Origin of the sequence: Achromobacter dolens, from assembly GCF_902859745.1 — a bacterium.
Lineage (GTDB): Bacteria > Pseudomonadota > Gammaproteobacteria > Burkholderiales > Burkholderiaceae_B > Achromobacter > Achromobacter dolens.
On the sequence record NZ_CADIJW010000011.1, the window covers coordinates 89,503 to 108,596 of the forward strand.

Genomic DNA, 19,094 nt, shown 5'->3' on the forward strand with positions numbered 1-19,094 from the left:
TTTCGATAGCTAATCAAAGCTATACAAAGACGGGGATTCGAGCCGGCAATTGCTCCCTTACCCAGTTGGTCTGCTGTAACGCCCGCAGGCCGTCCGCATGTACGTTTATGTCGCCTGTGATTGAACGCAAGGTTACAAGAATAGTGACTGGCAATGCTTGGGAGAGAGGGGGCTCATACGCGCGTAGCGTTACCCCGGCCTGTAAGGCCCAACTGTCTCCTGCTGTACCGTTTGGAAAACGCTTCCTGTGGACCTTTACTGGAGCCCATTTTGCGCCGTGTTCAACTTGAAGGGATTCGAAGCCCGATTGTCCTTCGTCTGAATCCATCGGTACGCGGCCTTTGATTCGATCGCCTTCGAGCACCCCGAAACTGACTTCGACGTTCGCCCGCACATACTCGCTGCCCGCGTTCGGATCTAGCGGGGGAGAGTAGACGGCGGTGATAATTACTTCCCCCCGGAATTTTCCGTCCTCGAGCAAGCACGCTGGGATGGGGTACGGACTCTTTCTCCATCTCATGCCCGGGAAGACGAGGGCTTCAAACGCCAACGTGAAACTATCATCGCTATCGTAGAGCGTGTTGATTGTGTCCGACGGTCGTCCTGCTCCGAAATATCTTCGTTCAAGTGCCGAGTACTGTGGCGAGCCAAGCTGTGCTGCATGGATCAATAGGGCCTTTACCATAGCGGGCTTTGGCGAAGTCCCTTTTCTTCCTTCCAGTGCGCTCCAGGTATGGGCTGCTATGGCGGAGACGATTGGGGCCGCAAAGCTGGTCCCGAAAGTCTGAATTGGCATATCGGTCGGTGAAAGTGCCTGTACGCTCGCCGGGCCGCTATTCCAAGGGCTGTGAACGCCGCCGCCTGCGTGTACGATATCTGGTTTGGGGGTAAAAACCGGACCCGGGCCACGTCTTGAATAGGGGGCTGGATCTCCCGCTTCGACCATTGCGCCGACAGCGGAGATGTGTGCTATCGAGCCTACGGTCAATGATCGTACCGAATCCCCAGGGCTGCCCACGCGATCTGTTAGTGTGCTTGCTGCTGGCCATGACCGCCGCGGTAATGAAGTATAGTTGCCTGCAGCTACGACGAATAAGACTCCGTACCTATCTGACATCTCGTCCAAGGCTTGAGCAAACTCGCTGAATAAATCGGGGTCGCATTCATCTGAACTTAAAGATAAATTCCAGACCTTCACAGCGGGGTACTTTGGGATAGTCGTTTTTAAACGCTCGATTAGGTCGCTGATATAGCTGCCGTTCGTTTCCAGTCCTGATACATCAATCACCCAACACCCGATCGGCGGGAACCAATCGTGCGATTCGTTAAGTATCCGCGCGCCAGCAACTAACGAAGCAACCATAGTTCCGTGGACATGGTCAGTGTCTGGAGGAAGGACGAAGGTCTCCGTTGCTCGTATCCATTGGTTCAAGCTTGTTGCGCGTGTCGAAACCCCTGTGTCGAATACTCCGACAGTTGGAAGGTCGGAAGAGGGAGATGGAAGGCTTATCCTTGGTCTCCGGGCATCGATGACCTCTGCCTGGGGTGTTGCATATCGAGGCTCTGTGCTGGCGACTCGAATGCCTGGGAATGACAGTAAATGGAAGAGGTCGTCATCAGAAACCGAATCAATATCGGCAATGCGGATCAATGGCACTGAGCCATAGTCCATTTTGATGAGCTTCGAACTGATGTTTAGCTTGGCTAGCAAGTCACTCAGGGCAGACAGATTCCTTGCCGTTGCATCTGACTCTTGATAGCGAAATGGACGAATTAGGATAGGTCCATTGTCGCGAAGCGAGTCCAGTCCTTGCGGTACTCTGCGCTCAATGGACCAGGGCATGATCTTGATAATTGCGCTTAGATTGGCGCGTACCTGCTTGGTCGTACGATTTAGAATAGACCACCGTAATTGGGCAATGCTCGCCGCATGCGCGCCGACTAACATTTCGTCAACGCTGGCATGCCCTGCCGGAAGGAGCTCAGACTCTTGAGCTAATGTTATTGGTCGATGAGATTTGGCAATCCCGGTGGCACGCAACTTGAAGATCAGTACCCCCAGAGCATTGGGGTGAAACTTCAAGTCCAACGCTAAACTAGCTTGAGCCGTGTCTAGAGTTTCTACTAGGCGCCGTCTATAAGCGCCGTCAACCGGGACTAATTCTTTGGCCCCGCCTCCTTGCTGCTGTGATGAGGTGAGGTCAGGACGGTGAAACGGAATGTGGACGAAGGGGTTTTCCCTCCGTGCTTGCATGTTCTCTGGCCTACTGCCTTTATTTGCCTTTCCCTTTCCTTCCGCCATACGAGTGCTCCCGTTTTAATACGTTACTTACGTGACGAACGGAAACATTATATATGCGCGCTAAATCCCGCAGCGGAAATGAATGAGGATCCCAGACTCTTAGCCAGTGGATCTCGGCATCGTTGGTGCTCAATACGGTTCCTGAGTTTAAGGCCAGAGCCAGACCCAGGCGACGGAGCAGCTCAGTTTTGTCAACTTGTTGACAGCCTGAAATCACTGCACTTCGCTTCGCATCAAGGCAGACCTGCTCTATCAATGCTCCAGACGCTGACTCTGATAACGTCGCAAGGTCCTCGAACGAAATTGTTGAAGGTGAGTAGTCACCCAAGAATTTTGCCCAGAGCTGAGCACGCAAACGTATGTCCGGGAACGGCATAGGAACCCGGAAACTGAATCGGCGCCATACAGCTGGATCAAGCAAAGCCTCGTGATTGGTGGCTGCTACTAGGATCGTCTCGTCGGGCAATGCGTCAATGTTCTGCAGGAGCGCTATCACGACTCGCTGAAGTTCCCCAATGTCCCTTTCATTGCCGCGCGCCCCGGCCAATGCATCGAACTCGTCGAGGAAGAGCACGCAGGGGCGTTGCTGTGCATAGTCCATTACACGGCGCAGATTCCGGCTTGTTTGTCCTAACAGACTGCTGACCAACGTGTCACACCGCACAGTGAGCAGCTGAAGTTTCAATCTAGCAGCGATCCAACGAGCGGTCTGGGTCTTGCCTGTGCCGGGGGGGCCATAGATGAGAATTCGGGAAGGGAGGGCAGCACCTGCTTGTACCAGTTGTTCGTGATGTTCCACGCCGTCGACGAACTCCTGCAAGCGTCGTTCAATAGCGTCGGGGAGTAGAAGATGCAAGCCGTCCAGGTGGGGCATGCTGATATCCACAGTGTGCAGACGACTTTCTCCGTCAACAGGCAACGTGCCAAGGGTCGCTTGTAGTGAGCCGTCTTGGGCTGACGCCACTGCCAGCGGTGCGCGTGCGAGTCGTTCCCGAATCAGGGATGCCTGGCGCCGTTCCCCGGCAGCTTCCAGCTTGTCAGCAAGCAATCCGGCGTAGTTCGCAGCCATGGAGGCATTTGCTCTGAGCGCGCCTTCTAGGATCTTCACTACTTCAGACATGTTTTCCAAGGCGTATCCTTCGTAAATTGGTGCTGATGATTGACTTCAATTATACGAAACACAAGGCCGAAAAATCGATACAAAGTTTGGTGTTAACGAATCAGATGGGCGTTTAATTGAAACGGATATGGTTTTTTTGAAATGCATGCGGATATTTGAGGGGTTTGGTGGGTCAGAAGTCGCCTTAGGTGCGGCAGACCCGTGGATATGTGGATGATCCCTGGCGCGGCCGGGTTACTCGGTGATCCACGGTATCCGCCACCCTTGGTAGTGCCCACAGCCTGCGATATCCTCGAACCCGATCGCTATCCATGCCGCAGTCTGAAGCAAAGGTTGGAAGTTGGGGGGCAGGCAGGTCAGGGATTGCGCCGGGAATCGTCGCGCCGAACTTGGCCAAGCTTTCCAAGGTCAAGCGCGGTACATAGCGGTTGAGACCCTGATGGGGCATGGAGTACCTCCGGACCGTACCCACGACGGGCTGACCTGGATCGTTGTCGCGGCGGTGCTCGCCGAGGCGATGCGTCCGCTGGGCATTGCAATGGAATTGCACGATTTTGCTTGAAAATACTGTACATGCATACAGTATAATCTACCGTCAAAACGGTGCAATTAGGCCCCGATTTTGCCCGTTAAGGGACGGAACACAGTGGACGTGACGGACTGGCAGCAGCGGGACCAATACTTCTGGGCAGGGCCTGGCGGCTGGACGATCTGCCGGGTGTTCGCTCAGAACCGCTGGCAGTACGAGGTGTGGGCGGCGAACGGTACGCGCCACGGTATGGAGCCCTCCCTGGTCGCCGCGATCGTGCTCTACGATCGGGTCAAGCCGACGGCATAGGTTGCACGGGCTCGATGGCGTCCGGCAACTGGTATTTCGAATTGCCGACTTCCTGGCGCACCGGGTGCCAGGTGAACGCGGTTTCCGGTGAGCCATGCTCCAGCAGTGCAATCGCCTGCGCGGTGGGAAATTCCTGGTCCATCCAGTGGATGGCGAGGTCGGCCGGCAGCGCTACCGGCCGGCGGTCGTGGACGTCGACCATGCCGCCAGCGGCGTCGTTGGTGACGATGGCGAAACCGTGGGCCTCGTCCTTCTCGGCGTCCGGCCGCCAGTTGCTCAGCCCGGCGAAGAACAGGGGCGCATTGTCGGTGGCGTGGATGAAGTAGGGCTGCTTGGGCGGCTTCGGCCCATCGGCCAGCGGCTTCCATTCGTACCAGCCATCCGCCGGCACCAGGATGCGGCCGCGCGCGGTGAGCATCTTCCAGGGCCAGGCGCCGGCGAGGATCTTGTCCAGCCTCGCGTTCGACATGAGGTACTTCGAATTGTGCGGGCGCCAGCCCCAGTGCAGCCGCTCCAGTTCGAAGTCGCCGGCCAGGCGATGCATTGTCATCGGGCGCGTGCCCGGCGGAATGTTGTAGAGCGGGCCGGCTGGGTCATCGAAGACGCGGCGAGGGTTGGGAAATATGCGCTCGACGTAATCGAGCGGGCCCGACTTCTGGACGATGCGACCGCACATTTTGCGCTCCTCGTCGACGGTCGTTTCCGTCTAGAGCTGGGGAAATCCTTGCCCCCGCCTTGGTATAGGCCCACAGCCTACTTTAGGGCATCGCGGGCTTGCCTCAACGCGGACTTCAATTCGTTCGAAGCCGCGCGCATTCGCGCGAAACGTGCATCTTGAACACTGTAGGCTGGCCTCTGTTTGGACTGAAAGTCGCCGTCTGTAAGTGCCTTTCGAAAATTCATAGCCTGCTGCGTCAGTTCTCGACATGCATAGGGATGTGCAGCGTTCAGATCGGAGATATGTTTGGTGATAGAACTAACTTGGCCGCTGATATGCATGCCCGTAATGTGAGTCTGAGCGGTGTCACCTGCTTCGAGGTAGTAGGAGCAAGCGGACTGTTCTGAGGCCTCCACTTTCTCAATGAGAGATGAGAAGTCACTATAGGCTTGTTGGCGTCTCAAGCCCTTGGCGGTCTGGCGAGCTCCCAGGACATAGACAGCAAGCGAAGGCACTGCCCCACCCAGCAGCCCTATGATGAATTCTTGTGCTAGAGTCTTCTCAGGCATTAGCGGTGGTGCAGTCGTTCGCTTGACGCGTCATCAACATAGCCCCAGATCTCGATCGGCAACGTGTTGTCCTCTTCTGACTTGAGAACGAGACTCTGATGAAGCTGGCTGGCCGAAATCTTGTGAAGTCTGACGAGGCCCCCGAATGCCTCCTCCAAGAACGACGAGCCATAGCCTTCCGCCCCATCCAGATCCACGGTCACTCGACCGCCGGTTCGAAGAGCCGGCCAAAGGAGTTCGTCCCGAAATCGTTCGCCGCTAAACGGGCCATCGCTGACGTAGCGCCCCGCTGGAACGGGCGAGAAATCAATTGCTACCCTGATCATTTTCGCTTCCTTCATCGGGATCTCCAGACCAATTCGTGACCCGGTCGATTGGAACCGTCCATCTAATTAAAGTTCCGCCTAGCTCGGCGTCCAGGGTGTCGTGCGACTCCCCTCCGCCGCTAGTATAACTATAGCGACCGCGCCGGCTGTAGATGTGCATTTCCCCAGCGCCTGCCTGGTCAATAAATTGGCGTAGATCGTTCAGCCCCTTCCCCCTGTGACCCTTCCTGGTGCGGGTGCGCCCTATCTCCATGCCTGCGTATATCATTGCTCCGTCGTCCGGGCGGACGCCAGGCAAGAGGGACAGAGCTCCCCGAATCATCTCCAAAGGATACCTTCTTGGTAGTGTACGTGGAATACCAACGCCCAGGTCACAGAACATGATCGAAAGGCGCTTGCTCGGGCGATGGTAGTGACCACAGAGCCACCACCTATTGTGCGCATCTCCCAAGTTCATCCGTGTGGGGGGATAAGCGTGTTGTAGCGCGTTGAGCATCGCCTCGATGACGCCGCGTTGAAGTTGCTTCCTTGCCATAGTATTCATGGCAATCTTGTCTCCAAGTAGGCTCTCGCGAAGCTCCTTCGCGCTCTCTGATTCCAGCTTCGTCCCCGAGCGGAATTTGATGTACTCCATCGGAAAAGTGCGCTGCGATTTGAGTGGCGATTTGATGTTGAGCAGTTCGAAAAAGCCCATGTCGCACATCCTTTTGAGCAATGTTTGATCTTCTGGGTACGTTCCTGTTAGGGCTTTCTTGCCTCGGAGAATTTGCGCCCTATGTACTTCTGCCAGAAGTACCAGTAGGGCGGAGGGCCGGATGCTCTCACATTCTTCCAATCGCAACCTAACTGTCACCTTTGCGTGCTCTACTGTCATTCGTAGCTTTTGCAGCAACGATGCGCATTCGTCGAAGCGCGTTTCTAGGCATAACAGTTGGGGCACGAACACGTCGATAAATTCTGGTCGTCTGTTGTTGTCGACGACAATGGGAAGGTACCGAGTGTTCGCGTACACTCTTCCGCGTCGATTGTGCCGCCTCCAGAAGCGCTCGTCTCCAAGGTTCTGCAGCCGCACACGCCTATCTTCTCGCAAGCGTTTCATATAAGAATATTTGTTTGGGCCGGAAAAGTATTGTAATACGTGCCGCTATGGCTTCGCCGTCGCAAGAGCTTCATCCCTCGGCAACTAATTACAGGCGTATTTTCCAATTAGTCATGCATTAGGAGCGGCCAGCTCCCGCCCCGCCCATTGTGGCAGGGGGACTTTCGTGGGGACATGGCTGCTCCCAGATGATCAAAATAGAGCGCGGTTGCAAGCGAGTGCCACGCTAAGTAATTGAAAAATAAGGGTTTCGATTTCACCCCTATGCATGGGGTGCAAGGGGTCGCGAGTTCGAATCCCGCCGTCCCGACCAGTAGTTCAAAAGGCCGTCAGTGAGAAATCACTGACGGCCTTTTTCATTTTTGTGGCTTGCATTAAATGGGCGTCATGCTCGCATTCGCAGAACGCCGCGAAGGAATGTGGTCAAGTCAGCAGCTTGACCGGCATTTCGCTACAGATGCGGGTCGCGTTCCGTTGCGCTTGTCATCGCAGTCCGAGGGAATGCAAATAGGCGAACACTTCGTGGGAGTCAGCGGGGCGCACGGTTCACCGGATTTGCCAAGGGGCCGGTTTTTCGCCAACCATTGTGTCAACGCGAGAACCTTGTCTTCGGGTAAGTCGCGCCGATACCGAGGTCCTCTTTTCTCCAGCTTGAGACTGCTTAGAGAGCGGGGAAGTTGGGCGATGCTCAGGGCATCCTTGCCGAAGTAGTGGAAATGGCTGGATACCAGCGCCCACTGATTGCCGTGATGGTCATCGCGCTGATCCCAACGGCCATTGAAGCGGGGATCGACCAGGAAATCCTTGAAGGGGAGTTTCTCGTCCACACGCATAAGATAGATGATCTTCCCGTGGCCGGCACTGGCTCTGCTCGCGCCGCCGGTTCCCATGACCCAGTCGCCCACCTTTGCCATTTCGACAATATTGTTCGTGCCGCCTGGCTTTTTGTACATGCAGTGCACGAGGGTGCAGAATCCGCTTTCGGGATTCGGCGACCTGCCGTGGTCGTGATCAACGACGTAGGAATAGAGTACGTTGGCCATTGGTTCGTGAACCTCTTCCGTATCGGATGCTGTGATGGTGAGAGGTCACATTATCTCCGCACTCATTTTCGATGTGCGATCAAATTTGCAGGGCTTTCCGTCCATCAGTGCGCTCAGAACCTGAACCCGCTGATGTATTCCCCGCACGAGTTGTAGCTGATCTTCCCATTCGTCTTCATGTCGTAGCGCAGCACGGTGCCGGCCTTGTCGGTGTAGAAGATCACCGCGCAGTCGGTGTATTCGGGCACGTAGGCGCTGTAGGACCCATACGTCGTGCCCATCGGGCCGTTGGTGGAATAGCCGCGGCCTTCGTAGTGGCCCGGATGGTAGCCATAGACATACGTGTAGCTCGTGGTCTGGTCATCGACCTTGTTCACGAACGGCTTGGCGCCGGTCTCGGGCGGCCAGGCGGGCAGCATTTCATTGATGTTCTTGCCGACCTGCGCATCGAGCTTGTTGCGCGTGGGCGAGTAGACGGACAGGCCCATGCAGGCGGACAGCGTGAGCGGCAGGATGACGGCGGGAGCAATGCGGCAGATGCTTTTTAGCATTTGGAAGCCTCGGGTCGAGCACGTTGGGTGCGCGAGTATAGTCAGCGCGTTTTGCCTTTGAGAAGGCAAAAAAACCAGATGAGCACATCGGTAAAGTTTCGTTCCAATAGTCAGAAGGCCGTCAGCAGGACGCGGATATTCTTTTACGTTGGTCCGCATCGCGCGGGCAAGCGTTACGCGTTTTTCCAGTCCGGTTGACGCGGGTCGCGGTCAGTCGATGACTTCCGCGCAGGCGTCGGTCGGCGCGGCGGCGACGCCGCCCACCACCGGCACGATCTTGATGACCGCGGAGGTGACGCGGCAGGGCGCGGCGGCGAGGCCGCAGCCCGTACAGGACAGGCAGAGCAGGGAAATCAGCAACCACTTCATGGGATTCGTCGGCGAGGGATTGGCGCCGCGGGCGGGGCCGTGGCGCAATGCCTGGATTTTGCGCCGCGGGCCGGTCCCGAATAGTGGGGAATTGAGCGGCGAATGTAATGACGTTTGCGCGAGGGCGCACAGGATGTAACGCGGGGGGGGCAATACGAGCGAAAGTGATGGTCACGCCATCCTCATCATGCTCAACCCGCCGTGAACGTTCAGCCTATCGAGTGTTCTGCCCTTTCAGCGTTCCGCCTTTTCTTTTCAGCTTGCATCCGCCATTGGCGACGCCGCTCACAGCGGCGCCTGGCCGCGCTGGCGGTACGCGCGCGCCAGGCTGGCGGAGAACGACAGCGCGGCGATGCCGCAGGCCAGGGCGAAGACGTAGCGCGAGAATTGCCCCGAGGCGGCGCCGGTTTCCTTGCCGAGCAGGGCGATCACCACGGCCACCAGCGCCGCGCCCAGCGATTGGCCCGTGGTGCGCGCGGTCGACAGGACGCCGGAGGCGGTGGCGGTGCGGTTCCTGGCGGCGTTGGCGAACATTTCCTTGTTGTTGGGCGGCAGGAAGAAGCCGTAGCCCATGCCGCACAGCGCCACGCGCCATAGGAAATCGCCGGTGCCCGGATCGGCGGGCAGCAGCACGAGTGAGTCGAGTCCCAGGCAGAAGGTGAAGACGCCGATGCTGGAGACCTGGGTGGCGTTGAAGCGGTTCGCGAGCCTCCCGGCGAACGGCGCGCAGACGGCGACCGCGATGGGCCACGGGGTGAAGACCAGCGCGGATTCCAGGGCGGTGTAGCCGTAGGCGTCCTGCAGCACGAACGGCAGCGCGACCAGCGCGATGCCTTGCGAGACGAACATGGTCAGGGACGTCAGCACCGCGAAGGAGTAACGGCGCGACTTGAAGATGTCCAGGGGCAGCAGCGGATGCCGCGCGCGGGTCTGGCCGAAGGCGAACAGGGCGATCAGCGCCAGTCGGAAAGTACGTTCATCAAGTTTAGGAAATCCTGTTCCAGTACGGTCAGGTCGCTCGCTTCCACCGCTCGCATTGTGCATTCCTTCAGCCATCCCAAAGACGGAAACATACGCGTGGTACGGGCACGGCTATTTGCAGATATGGCGCGGCAAAATCGGCCATTTGCTTCAACTGCATCAGCGATTCGTGTCGAGTCGCGCCGCCCTGCCGCGTTTGTCGCGCGATTAATCAATTAGATATAATTTGTCATTGATAGTTAAAATTCAGGGTTCTGCTTTTGATTAATCGAGCTACACGCAACGCCATCCGTTGCTGGCCGAATGGAGAAAAAATGTCGAGGATGAAGAGAATTGCCGTGCTGGCATGCGTTGCCGCCTTGATTTCCGGGTGCAAGACTACGGTCGAGACCGCGGTCAGCCTTTCTGACCTACTGACTGCGCCGAGCAAGCAGCTATCCGGCAATTTGTATGTGGAGGTGCCGAGCTGCCAAAGCCATGAGGATTCGCGGCTGCCATCGACCTCGGTGCAGGATGTCCAAAAGGCCATGCCCGGTATTTTCTCCGATGCCAAATACCAAGAGTGCTTTCGAAAGGGTTTCGATTCCTACGCGCGATTTTCGGTACCGATATTTCTCGATAAGGACCTGGATGGCAAGCCGGCATCGCCTTCCCATATCAACCTGATTTCGAATGAGAAGGCCTTGCTGCGAGTCAGCGTTCCGGATCAGGTGAAGGCCCGCATCATCAACGCGCAGAAGCGATCGCCCGTGGGCGGGCTGGACCTGAAGTTTGTCATTCGGGTCAAGAACGATACGGGCAAGGATTTCGCATTCACGGCTTTGGCGGCGTATATCGACCAGACTCCCCATGTCATCAATAGCCTGACCATAAAGCGCGGCGGCGATTTCCTTATCACGCTGTCTGACGTTTCCGCCCGGTCCGCGCTGGACAAAGGTGAAGCGCTGGTCTTACTGCTGCCGTCGAAATAGCTGCTTTTGCATTTCGGGGATACTCGCGGCATGCGTGTAGTGCGTGGTCTCGTTGTCAATGCGTTCAGACTCGGAGCGAGCGAAGCGTGAGGCCGCTCGCCATCAGTCGATAACCTCCGCGCACGCATCCGTCGGCGCGGCCGCGGCGTCGCCGACGACCGGCACGATCTTGATGACGGCGGACGTGACGCGACAAGGCGCGGCGGCGAGGCCGCAGCCCGTGCAGGGCAGGCAGAGCAGGCAGATCAGCAACCACTTCATGGGATATGCGCCGGCGGATGTTGGCACCGTCGGCGAGGCCAGGGTGCAGTGGGGAGATTGTGCGTTGCGGGCCTGCTGGCAATAGTGGGGAATTGATGGGCGAATGTAATGACGTTTGCCCGCGATCAATCAGGATGTAACCGGGGCCTGCACCCATGGTCGCGGAATTGCCTGGTTGTGCCCCTGAGGGGCAGCATGCGTGTGGCGTGTCGGTCAGCCATGGGCGCGCGGGCCAGGACGCCGCTGGCGTCGTCCGCGCCTTCCGCGGGAGGTAGGTTATCCTGCCGTCGCATAAATTGATGACGCCGTCGAATTCCATGCCCCACCCGCCGAAACCGAATGCCGCCGTGCGTCGCTACCGCTTTGCCTGCCAGGACATCGAGGCGCGATACGGCCACGGCAATTTCGATGATGCCGGCGACCACGTGGCCGAGGCCTTGCGTGAGGTGTCGGCGGCAGAGAACCAGTACCCGCTGGCTTTCGAGTTCGACACCGCGCATGCCAATTCGTGGTACCACGCGTTCGTCGTGACGGTCACCGGCCTGCCGGATGACATTGCGCGGCGCTTTGCCGAGCGCATGCAGGCGCTTGGCCTGCCGCCGCCGCGCTCGACCGATTGACCGGGATTCGCCCCGCGAGCTAGGATGCCGCGGCGCGTTCGCGCCACAGTCATCCGCTATTGGAGTCTTCATGGTTACCTGCTATCTGCGTTACGTCATCGACCCCAGCCGCCTCAAGGAATTCGAAGCCTACGGCAAGATGTGGATTCCGCTGGTGGAGAAGTTCGGCGGCACGCACCATGGGTACTTCCTGCCGTCCGAGGGCGCCAACAACATCGCGCTGGCCTTGTTCACGTTCCCCAGCCTGGCCGAATACGAGCGCTATCGCCAGCAGTCGATGCAGGACGCGCAATGCCAGGCGGCGTTCAAGTACGCCGAAGACACGCGCTGCATCCTGAGCTATGAGCGCAGCTTCTTTCGCCCCGTGTTCGACTGAGCATTGCGCGGCGCGTGGCGGGCCTGATCCGACCACGCGCCTGTTATGCCCGGATTTCTGCGGCTCTGTGTCTGTCGCGCGGGGCGGGCGGCGCGGATAATTTTCCGCATCCGCCATCCCTTTGAAGGAACCCGCATGCGCTACCGCTACGTCACCGCCGATGTCTTCACCGAGCATGCCTACCAGGGCAATCCGCTCGCGGTGGTGCTGGAGGCCGAGGGCCTCGATACCGCGCAGATGCAGCGCATCGCCCGCGAATTCAATTATTCCGAAACCAGTTTCGTGCTGCCGGCGCGCGATGCCGCACACACGGCCTGGGTGCGCATCTTCACGCCCGACCGCGAGGTGCCGTTCGCCGGCCACCCGAACGTGGGCACGGCGGTGGTGCTGGCGCGCGAGATGATCGCGGCCGGCAAGCCGGCCCCGGCGCGCTTCGTGTTCGAGGAAGAGGCGGGCCTGGTGCGCATCGACCTGCGCTATGGCGCGGACGGCCGCCTGCTCGGTGCCGAGCTGGCCGCGCCGCAGCCGTTGACGCGCGCCAGCCAGGTGACGGCCGAGGCCGCGGCGCGCGCCCTTGGCCTGGCGCCGGACGATATCCTGTTGTCCGAGCATGCGCCCCAGGTGGTGTCCGTAGGCCTGATCTTCCTGGTGGTGCAACTGGCCAGCCGCGATGCGTTGCGCCGTGCGCGGCCGGATCCGGCCGGTTATGCGGCATTGCTGCCGCTGGACGGCGCCCGTTCCATCTATGCCTACACCACCGATTGCGGCGCCGAGACGCCGCTGGGGCCGACCGACATCCAGGCGCGCATGTTCACCGGCCGCATGACCGAGGACCCGGCCACCGGCAGCGCGACTGGCGCCGCCACGGCATTGCGGGCGGCCCTGCGCGGCAAGGGCGAGTTGCGCCTGCGGGTGGCGCAGGGCGTCGACATGGGCCGCGCCAGCCTGTTGCTGGCGCACGCCGAGGTCCGCGATGACGGCGTGTGGGCCGGCGTGGCGGGCCAGGCGGTGGTGGTGATGGAAGGCACGCTGCCGGCGCCCGCCGCGGTCTAAGCGGCCGCTTGGCGCGGCGGGCCGGGGTCGTGTATGCTGCCCGCCATGAACCGCATTCTCATTGCCCCGCCGGCCGCGCCGGCCCTGGCAGACAACCGACGAATCACTCGACGCCTGCGTTGAGTGGCAAGCCGTGTTCGAACGCCGGATCCCCGGTGTTCCCTCCAGAAGGCCACGATACCCCTCGTGGCCTTTTTGTTTGCGCGGCATGCGCGCTTTGCTTTCCAGCCATCGAGGCGTAGCGCCCGGCCTTCGTTTTTCCTTCAAGAGGAACGAAGCATGAAGCATCCCGAACTGGCCATCCGGTCTTTTCATCCGGCGGACGAAGCCGCCATCATCCAGTTGTGGACCGATTGCGGGCTGACGCGCCCCTGGAACGATCCGCGCAAGGACGTGGCGCGCAAGCTGACCGTGCAAGCCGACCTGTTCCTGGTGGGCGAGGCGGACGGCGTCATCGTCGGCACGCTGATGGGTGGCTACGATGGCCACCGCGGCTGGGTCAATTACCTGGCGGTGTCGCCGGCGCATCAGCGCCGCGGCTATGCCTCGGCGTTGATGCGGGCGCTGGAGCGCAAGTTCCTGGAGATGGGCTGCCCCAAGATCAACCTGCTGATCCGCGCCAGTAACCTGGCGGTCAAGGACTTCTATGCCAGCCTGGGGTTCCAGCAGGACGAGGTGATCAGCCTGGGCAAGCGCCTGATTCCCGATCTGTGAACCGGGCGGTGTTTAATGGGGGCCTTCGATTCCTTTCCGATGACGGGTTTTTCATGACGACACCAGACGAACAACTGCTGCAGGCGGCGACGGCCGGCGACGCGCCGGGCGTGGCGCAGGCGCTGGCGCTTGGCGCGGCGGTGGACACGCGCAATGCGTTCGGCGCCACGCCGCTGTTCTGCGCGGCGACCGCCGGCGCGGCCGAGGCGGCGCGCCTGCTGCTGGCGCAGGGCGCGGACACGGCCTGCCAGGCGGGGCATGGATTGACCGCGTTGCATCAGGCCGCGGGCTGGGAGCACCTGGAGCTGGTGGCCTTGCTGCTGGAGGCGGGGGCGCAGGTGGATGCCGCGTCCGACGACGGCGGCACGCCCTTGATGGCGGCCGCGGCGCGCGGCAATGCCGCCATCGCCGCGTTGCTGCTGGCGCATGGCGCCGAGGCCGACCGCCGCGACGAGGAAGGCTGGAACGCCTGGGCCTGGGCCATCGAGAAGGGCGCGCAGGACGTGGCGGACCTGCTGGAGGAGGCGGGCGCCGAGCCGGCGTTCCCCGAGGCGTAGAGCCCGTCGCCCCGCGCGCTCAGTCGACGCCGGGCGGCAGGCGCCACGTCGGCGGAAGGGCGGCGAACTGACCCCAGGAGGTCCAGGGTTGTCCGGCAGCATCCCGCGGTCGGGTCCACAGTCCCCATTCGGGCGGATCGGGAAAGCCATGCCAGAGCCGTTGGGTCAGCACCCAATGCTCGTCCTGCACGGTGGCATGGCAGACGGCTTCGGCCGAGCGCAGTTGATCCGCGGTCAGGCCGAACAGTCCCTCGGCCGGCAAGTCGCCGAACGGGATGCTTTGCCAGCCGACGGCCACCATCCCGCGGACATGGAAACCCTGCCGCTGGATGTCAGCGGCGGCGTCGTCCAGGTCCCAGGGATGGGGCTCCCACATTTACATCGGCTCGGTCAGGTACACCGCTTCACGGCCGACGATGGGCATGCGGGTCGGCATGAAGATGGTGCAGTTGTCGCACGGCGAGCGGATTTCCTCGCCGGCGTTGATGGCGATGAGCTCGCCCTTGTTGAACACCTCGAAGCCCAGCAGCGGCCGCGTGAAGGTGAAGTCCTCGGACTTGACCATGTGCACCTCGAGCAGCCGGAACGGCTGCGCGGGCGCCGCGGGCGCGCTGTTGGCCGGGGCGTCGATCAGGCCCAGGTGCGCGAGGAAGCGCAGCGTGACGTCGGTGGCGAGCAGGGCGGCCGATTGCGCGAAGTGCTGGCCGCATTCGACCACCAGCGCGCCGCCGCTGTCCGAAGCGGGGTCGCCATGACGGCCGTAGTTCAGCACGCCGGTGCCGGGGAAGCGGCCGGCCGGCATCACCAGTTGCACCGCGGGGGCGCCGACGGCGGCGGCCAGCGCGGTGTTGCGGTCCATTTCCGGATAAACCCAGAACGGCTGCACCGGCGCCCGCGTCGAATGGATATCGAGCACGTAGTCGGCCGCGTCCAGCACCGGGCGCAGCTCGCGCGCGCGCCGCAGCTCCGGGCTCTGCTCGCTGCCGTCGAGCCATTCGGGCGACCAGATGCGGTTCAGGTTGTGAACCAGTTGGCGGTTTTCATAGGGATTATCAATGTCGAAGGCGTTGTACGCCTCCATGTTGGCAAAACTCACGGTGAGCGTGCCGATCTTCGGGCGCACGCCCGTATCGAGCAGGTGCGTGGCCGCCACCATGCCGCAGATCTCGTTGCCGTGCGTCAGAGCGTTGACCAGCACATGCGGACCGGGCTTGCCCGATTCGAAGCGGTGCACGTAGTCGATGCCGGTGTTGCCCTGGCGGTAGGCGGACAGGTCGCGCGGCAGGACCTCGAGGGGCGCGGTGTCGGGGGCGAAAGCGGGGTGGGTCATGTGGGGATCCTATTCCGGACGGATGCCGGCGCGGTCGATCAGGTCTTTATACAAGGCCAGGCGCTGCGACATCATGTCGGTGAATTGTTGGGGCGTCTGCAGTTCGGGCGGCAGCGCGCCGCTCTTTTCCAGCGACTGCACGGTGCTGTCCTGGCGCGCCGCGGTCTGCACCGCGGCCAGCAGTTTCTGGGTGATTTCGGGCGGGGTGCCGGCCGGAGCGGCAAGGCCGATCCACGACATCGCGTTCAGCACCGGGTAGCCGAGTTCGGCGAAGGTGGGCACGTCGGGCAGCGCCTCCTGGCGCGTGGGCGCGGCCACGGCCAGCGCGCGCATCTTGCCGGTCTGGATGTGCGGCAGGAAGGGGGCCAGGTTGTCCAGCGCGAACTGGGCCTCGTTGGCCAGCAGCGCATTCAGCAGCGGCGCGCCGCCGCGATAGGGCACGTGCACCGCGCGCAGTTGCAGGGTGTGCTTGAGCAGCTCGGCGTTCAACTGGCCCATGCTGCCGACGCCGGCCGTGGCGAAGTGGACATCGTCCGGATGCGCCTTCAGGTAGGCGACGAATTGCGCGAAGTCCTTGACGGGCAGGGCGGCGCTGGTGACCAGCACATTGGGCGTGCGCGCCAACTGCGAGATGGACGTGAAATCCTTGATCGGGTCGTAGCCCAGGTTGGGATGCATCAGCGGATTGGCCAGGTGCGAGCTCTGCGAGGACGCGACCAGCGTGTAGCCATCAGGTTTGGCGCGCGCCACGCGCTGGCTGCCGATGGCGCCGCCGGCGCCATCGCGGTTCTCGACCACCACGGTCACGCCCAGGATCTTGCCCAGCACTTCGGCGTAGAGGCGGCCGACCAGGTCGACCGAGCCACCGGCGGGGAAGGGCACGACGAGGGAGATGGGGCGCGACGGATAGGCGTCGGCGCGCGCGGACAGCGGCAGCAGGGCGGCGGCCATGCCCGCGATGAGCAGATTGCGGCGGGCGGGCGACGCGGCCTCGGATGGGTGCTTCATGAAGCTCTCTTGTGGTGATGAACAGTTCAGTCTATTCTGCAAAGAATATTGCAGAACTAAATATAGTCTGCAATGAACGTTGTTGAATTTGGGGTTATCACCTAGGGCCGTGCGAGGCATTCCAGGGTGGAAACCGGCCCAGGGACCTTGCCATCATGAATCTGCATCAACGCATCGCCGCCTACGACCGGAAGCTGACCAAGACCGAACGGCGCCTGGTCGAGGACATGCAGGCGCGCTACCCGCAGGGCCTGCTCGAATCCGCGACCGCGCTGGCGCGCAACGTCGGCACCAGCGCATCGACGGTGGTGCGCCTGCTGGCCAAGCTCGGCTACGACAGCTATGCCCAGGCGCAAATGCAGGCGCGCGCCGAACTCACGGCGCTGTTGGCCTCGCCGGGCGAGCGCGCCGATGCCGTCAGCGTCGACAATCCGTCGGCGCAGGCATGCCTGCGCAATGCGTTGCTGCATGACCAGCACAACCTGGAGACGACCTTCGCCTCGATCGACGTGGCGGCGTTCGAGGCAGCGGTGCGGCTGTTGACGCAGCGCCGCGCCCGGGTGCATGTGCTGGGCCTGCGCCAGGCGGCGCCGCTGGCCAATCACATGGCGCTCTATCTCAACCTGTGCCTGCCCGACGTCAAGGCGATGGCCGCGTCGGGGTCGATGTTCCTGGAAGACCAGTTGCTCTGGCTGGAGCCGCACGACGTGCTGCTGGCGTTCACCTTCCGGCGCTATTCGGTGGCGGCGGCCAATGCCGTCAAGGTGTTCCGCGAACGCGGCGGCAAAGTGGTGCTGATCACCGATTCCGCCGCCGCGCCCGCTGCCGCGCAGGCACACCACGTGCTGTTGGCGCGCACGTCGAGCGCATCGCCGTTCGATTCCCATGTGGCCGCGCTGTCGATCTGCAATGCGTTGCTGGCGGCGGTGGCCCTGCGCCGGAAAAAGGAACTGGCCGCGACGCTGGAGCGCGGCGAGGCCTTGTGGGATTCGCAGTGGATTCACCCGCCGGCGCGTTGACGCGCCGCGCTTTGCATGACGCGCGCCGGTTGGCGCGCATATCCTGAAATGCCTCGAATTGCCCCGGATTCAAGGGGTTTTCGCGCTTGTCCAGGTGCATCGGCACCAGCTCATCTAGTACGCCATAACCCCTTGAAAACATTGCTTTTCAAGCCAAATTATTTTTGGCATATTGCGGCCGGGCAAAGCAGATTCAGGAGCGCAGGAATGAACCCGTGGCCGCAACGTCACATTGACGGCTTCGAAGTGATGTGTGAGGTGGTCAGTCTCGATGCCGGGGCGTTGGCGATAGAGGTCAGTGTGTCGCGGCCCGGCGAAACGGACTTCCAGCAGCGTTGGCCCTTGCCGCGTTTCGTGACGTTCGTGGACGCCGGTGTTGCCCGTCGGCACGCGGAACTGGTGTTGTCCGGCATCGTGTCGGTCGACCCGGCGACGGGCGAGCCGCGCTACGGCATTCTGTAGCGCGTGGTCGCCAAGCGGTGTCGATTGGCTTGCAGTCTGGTATCGAGACGAAGATTGACATACCAAATGTTGCCGCGCGCGGCGTGGCGCATGCATGTGCCGTCATGCGCCGCCGCCGCGCTCGGCACGATTTCGCGGATGGCGGCACGGTAGGTTTTGTTTCCTTTATCACAAGATGTGCCTTGCGCCCTTGTGTGCGCTCGGTACAGTGGACAACGGATGACAACAAAAAGGAGAGTTCCATGTTCGACACTTTTCCTCGTTTCCGCCGCGTCGGCATGGCCGCCGCGACAATCAGCGTCGCCGGCCTGCTGTTCGCCGGTTGCACCACCACCACGCCGCAGTCCAATGCCACGGCATCCGAACAACGGCAATCCATCAACAGCGCGGCCAACGCATCGCTGGGCAAGCTCTACCAGGCCGCGCCGCAATCCAAGGATCTGGTCGCGCGCGCCAAGGGCGTGCTGATCTTCCCTGACGTGTTGAGCGGCAGCTTCTTCATCGGCGCGCAACACGGCAAGGGCGTGCTGCGCGTGGGCGGCGCCAACGCCGGCTACTACAGCACCACCGCCGGCTCGATCGGCTTCCAGGCGGGCGCGCAGTCCAAGGCGATGTTCGTGCTGTTCATGACGGACGAGGCGTTGAACAAGTTCCGCAACAGCAATGGCTGGACGGTGGGCGCGGACGCCACGGTGGCGGTGGTGAACATCGGCGCCAACGGCCGTATCGACACCAACACCGCGCAGCAGCCGGTGGTGGGTTTCGTGCTCAACAACGGCGGCCTGATGGCGGGCGTGTCGCTGGAAGGCACCAAGATCGCGAAGATCGATATGTAAGGATCATCGATGCCCGGACAGTCACGTCCGG

At 61.4% G+C, this 19,094-nt stretch carries 22 protein-coding genes; 9 read left to right on the forward strand and 13 right to left on the reverse strand.

What is annotated here, in order from left to right; genetic code table 11:
- Positions 1-19 precede the first annotated feature (19 nt).
- The 9 genes from iteS to HV783_RS11305 form a co-directional block, all read right to left on the reverse strand.
- Positions 20-2,302, reverse strand: coding sequence for a S8 family anti-phage peptidase IteS (iteS, locus tag HV783_RS11265; protein ID WP_175189149.1), 2,283 nt, complete (start codon positions 2,300-2,302; stop codon positions 20-22).
- Entirely contained in the window at positions 2,274-3,422 is a 1,149-nt protein-coding gene (gene iteA, locus HV783_RS11270) for an anti-phage ATPase IteA (protein ID WP_254603874.1), read from the reverse strand. The genes iteS and iteA overlap by 29 nt, the downstream gene beginning before the upstream one ends.
- Positions 3,423-4,243: 821 nt before the next feature.
- A complete protein-coding gene (locus HV783_RS11275; RefSeq protein ID WP_175189150.1) occupies positions 4,244-4,936 on the reverse strand; it encodes an SOS response-associated peptidase in 693 nt (230 codons plus the stop codon).
- A gap of 550 nt (positions 4,937-5,486) precedes the next feature.
- Positions 5,487-5,828, reverse strand: a complete 342-nt coding sequence (locus tag HV783_RS11280; RefSeq protein WP_254603875.1) for an STAS-like domain-containing protein — start codon at positions 5,826-5,828, stop codon at positions 5,487-5,489.
- Positions 5,794-6,507 (reverse strand): hypothetical protein, encoded by a 714-nt coding sequence (locus HV783_RS11285; protein WP_175189151.1) that lies wholly within the window; start codon positions 6,505-6,507, stop codon positions 5,794-5,796. Before HV783_RS11285 ends, HV783_RS11280 begins: the two co-directional genes overlap by 35 nt.
- A gap of 833 nt (positions 6,508-7,340) precedes the next feature.
- A complete protein-coding gene (locus tag HV783_RS11290) occupies positions 7,341-7,955 on the reverse strand; it encodes an Nmad2 family putative nucleotide modification protein (RefSeq protein ID WP_175142946.1) in 615 nt (204 codons plus the stop codon).
- Positions 7,956-8,068: 113 nt separating this feature from the next.
- Positions 8,069-8,506: a hypothetical protein gene (locus HV783_RS11295; RefSeq protein WP_049051322.1), complete on the reverse strand. Its 438-nt coding sequence runs from the start codon at positions 8,504-8,506 to the stop codon at positions 8,069-8,071.
- 210 nt (positions 8,507-8,716) lie between these two features.
- Complete coding sequence (locus tag HV783_RS11300) at positions 8,717-8,875, reverse strand: DUF6726 family protein (RefSeq protein WP_006388004.1); 159 nt, start codon at positions 8,873-8,875, stop codon at positions 8,717-8,719.
- A 285-nt stretch (positions 8,876-9,160) separates the two neighbouring features.
- Positions 9,161-9,919, reverse strand: a complete 759-nt coding sequence (locus tag HV783_RS11305) for an MFS transporter (protein ID WP_254603876.1) — start codon at positions 9,917-9,919, stop codon at positions 9,161-9,163.
- Between the two features lie 260 nt (positions 9,920-10,179).
- Between HV783_RS11305 and HV783_RS11310 the strand changes: the two genes are divergently transcribed.
- On the forward strand, positions 10,180-10,827 hold the full coding sequence (locus HV783_RS11310; protein WP_231133017.1) for a DUF7424 family protein: 648 nt from the start codon (positions 10,180-10,182) through the stop codon (positions 10,825-10,827).
- A gap of 102 nt (positions 10,828-10,929) precedes the next feature.
- Here the strand turns inward: HV783_RS11310 and HV783_RS11315 are convergent, their stop codons facing one another.
- Positions 10,930-11,088, reverse strand: coding sequence for a DUF6726 family protein (locus HV783_RS11315; RefSeq protein WP_144655200.1), 159 nt, complete (start codon positions 11,086-11,088; stop codon positions 10,930-10,932).
- Positions 11,089-11,387: 299 nt separating this feature from the next.
- On the opposite strand from HV783_RS11315, the gene HV783_RS11320 reads away from it, so the two are divergent.
- The 5 genes from HV783_RS11320 (at position 11,388) to HV783_RS11340 (ending at position 14,408) form a co-directional block, all read left to right on the forward strand.
- On the forward strand, positions 11,388-11,708 hold the full coding sequence (locus HV783_RS11320; RefSeq protein ID WP_175142948.1) for a hypothetical protein: 321 nt from the start codon (positions 11,388-11,390) through the stop codon (positions 11,706-11,708).
- Positions 11,709-11,778: 70 nt separating this feature from the next.
- Complete coding sequence (locus HV783_RS11325; protein WP_006388009.1) at positions 11,779-12,084, forward strand: NIPSNAP family protein; 306 nt, start codon at positions 11,779-11,781, stop codon at positions 12,082-12,084.
- 135 nt (positions 12,085-12,219) lie between these two features.
- A complete protein-coding gene (locus tag HV783_RS11330) occupies positions 12,220-13,137 on the forward strand; it encodes a PhzF family phenazine biosynthesis protein (protein WP_144655198.1) in 918 nt (305 codons plus the stop codon).
- 279 nt (positions 13,138-13,416) lie between these two features.
- Positions 13,417-13,851 carry a GNAT family acetyltransferase gene (locus HV783_RS11335; RefSeq protein WP_049075013.1) on the forward strand — a complete coding sequence of 145 codons (435 nt, stop codon included), beginning with the start codon at positions 13,417-13,419 and terminating at the stop codon, positions 13,849-13,851.
- A 53-nt stretch (positions 13,852-13,904) separates the two neighbouring features.
- Entirely contained in the window at positions 13,905-14,408 is a 504-nt protein-coding gene (locus tag HV783_RS11340) for an ankyrin repeat domain-containing protein (protein WP_064526942.1), read from the forward strand.
- Positions 14,409-14,427: 19 nt separating this feature from the next.
- On the opposite strand, the gene HV783_RS11345 is transcribed toward HV783_RS11340, so the two are convergent.
- From HV783_RS11345 to HV783_RS11355, 3 genes are read right to left on the reverse strand one after another with little or no spacing between them, the layout of a single operon-like run.
- On the reverse strand, positions 14,428-14,784 hold the full coding sequence (locus HV783_RS11345) for a hypothetical protein (RefSeq protein WP_144655196.1): 357 nt from the start codon (positions 14,782-14,784) through the stop codon (positions 14,428-14,430).
- Positions 14,785-15,738, reverse strand: a complete 954-nt coding sequence (locus HV783_RS11350; protein ID WP_116792095.1) for a M14 family metallopeptidase — start codon at positions 15,736-15,738, stop codon at positions 14,785-14,787. It lies immediately after the preceding gene.
- A gap of 9 nt (positions 15,739-15,747) precedes the next feature.
- Positions 15,748-16,746, reverse strand: a complete 999-nt coding sequence (locus tag HV783_RS11355; protein WP_054503844.1) for a Bug family tripartite tricarboxylate transporter substrate binding protein — start codon at positions 16,744-16,746, stop codon at positions 15,748-15,750.
- Positions 16,747-16,901: 155 nt separating this feature from the next.
- Here HV783_RS11355 and HV783_RS11360 point away from each other — a divergent pair, with 155 nt between their 5' ends.
- The 3 genes from HV783_RS11360 to HV783_RS11370 all read left to right on the forward strand — a co-directional run bounded on the left by HV783_RS11360 (position 16,902) and on the right by HV783_RS11370 (position 19,063).
- Complete coding sequence (locus HV783_RS11360; RefSeq protein WP_054503843.1) at positions 16,902-17,765, forward strand: MurR/RpiR family transcriptional regulator; 864 nt, start codon at positions 16,902-16,904, stop codon at positions 17,763-17,765.
- Between the two features lie 207 nt (positions 17,766-17,972).
- A complete protein-coding gene (locus HV783_RS11365) occupies positions 17,973-18,227 on the forward strand; it encodes a hypothetical protein (protein WP_054503842.1) in 255 nt (84 codons plus the stop codon).
- 242 nt (positions 18,228-18,469) lie between these two features.
- Positions 18,470-19,063 carry a BPSL1445 family SYLF domain-containing lipoprotein gene (locus tag HV783_RS11370; protein ID WP_054503841.1) on the forward strand — a complete coding sequence of 198 codons (594 nt, stop codon included), beginning with the start codon at positions 18,470-18,472 and terminating at the stop codon, positions 19,061-19,063.
- Positions 19,064-19,094 lie beyond the last annotated feature (31 nt).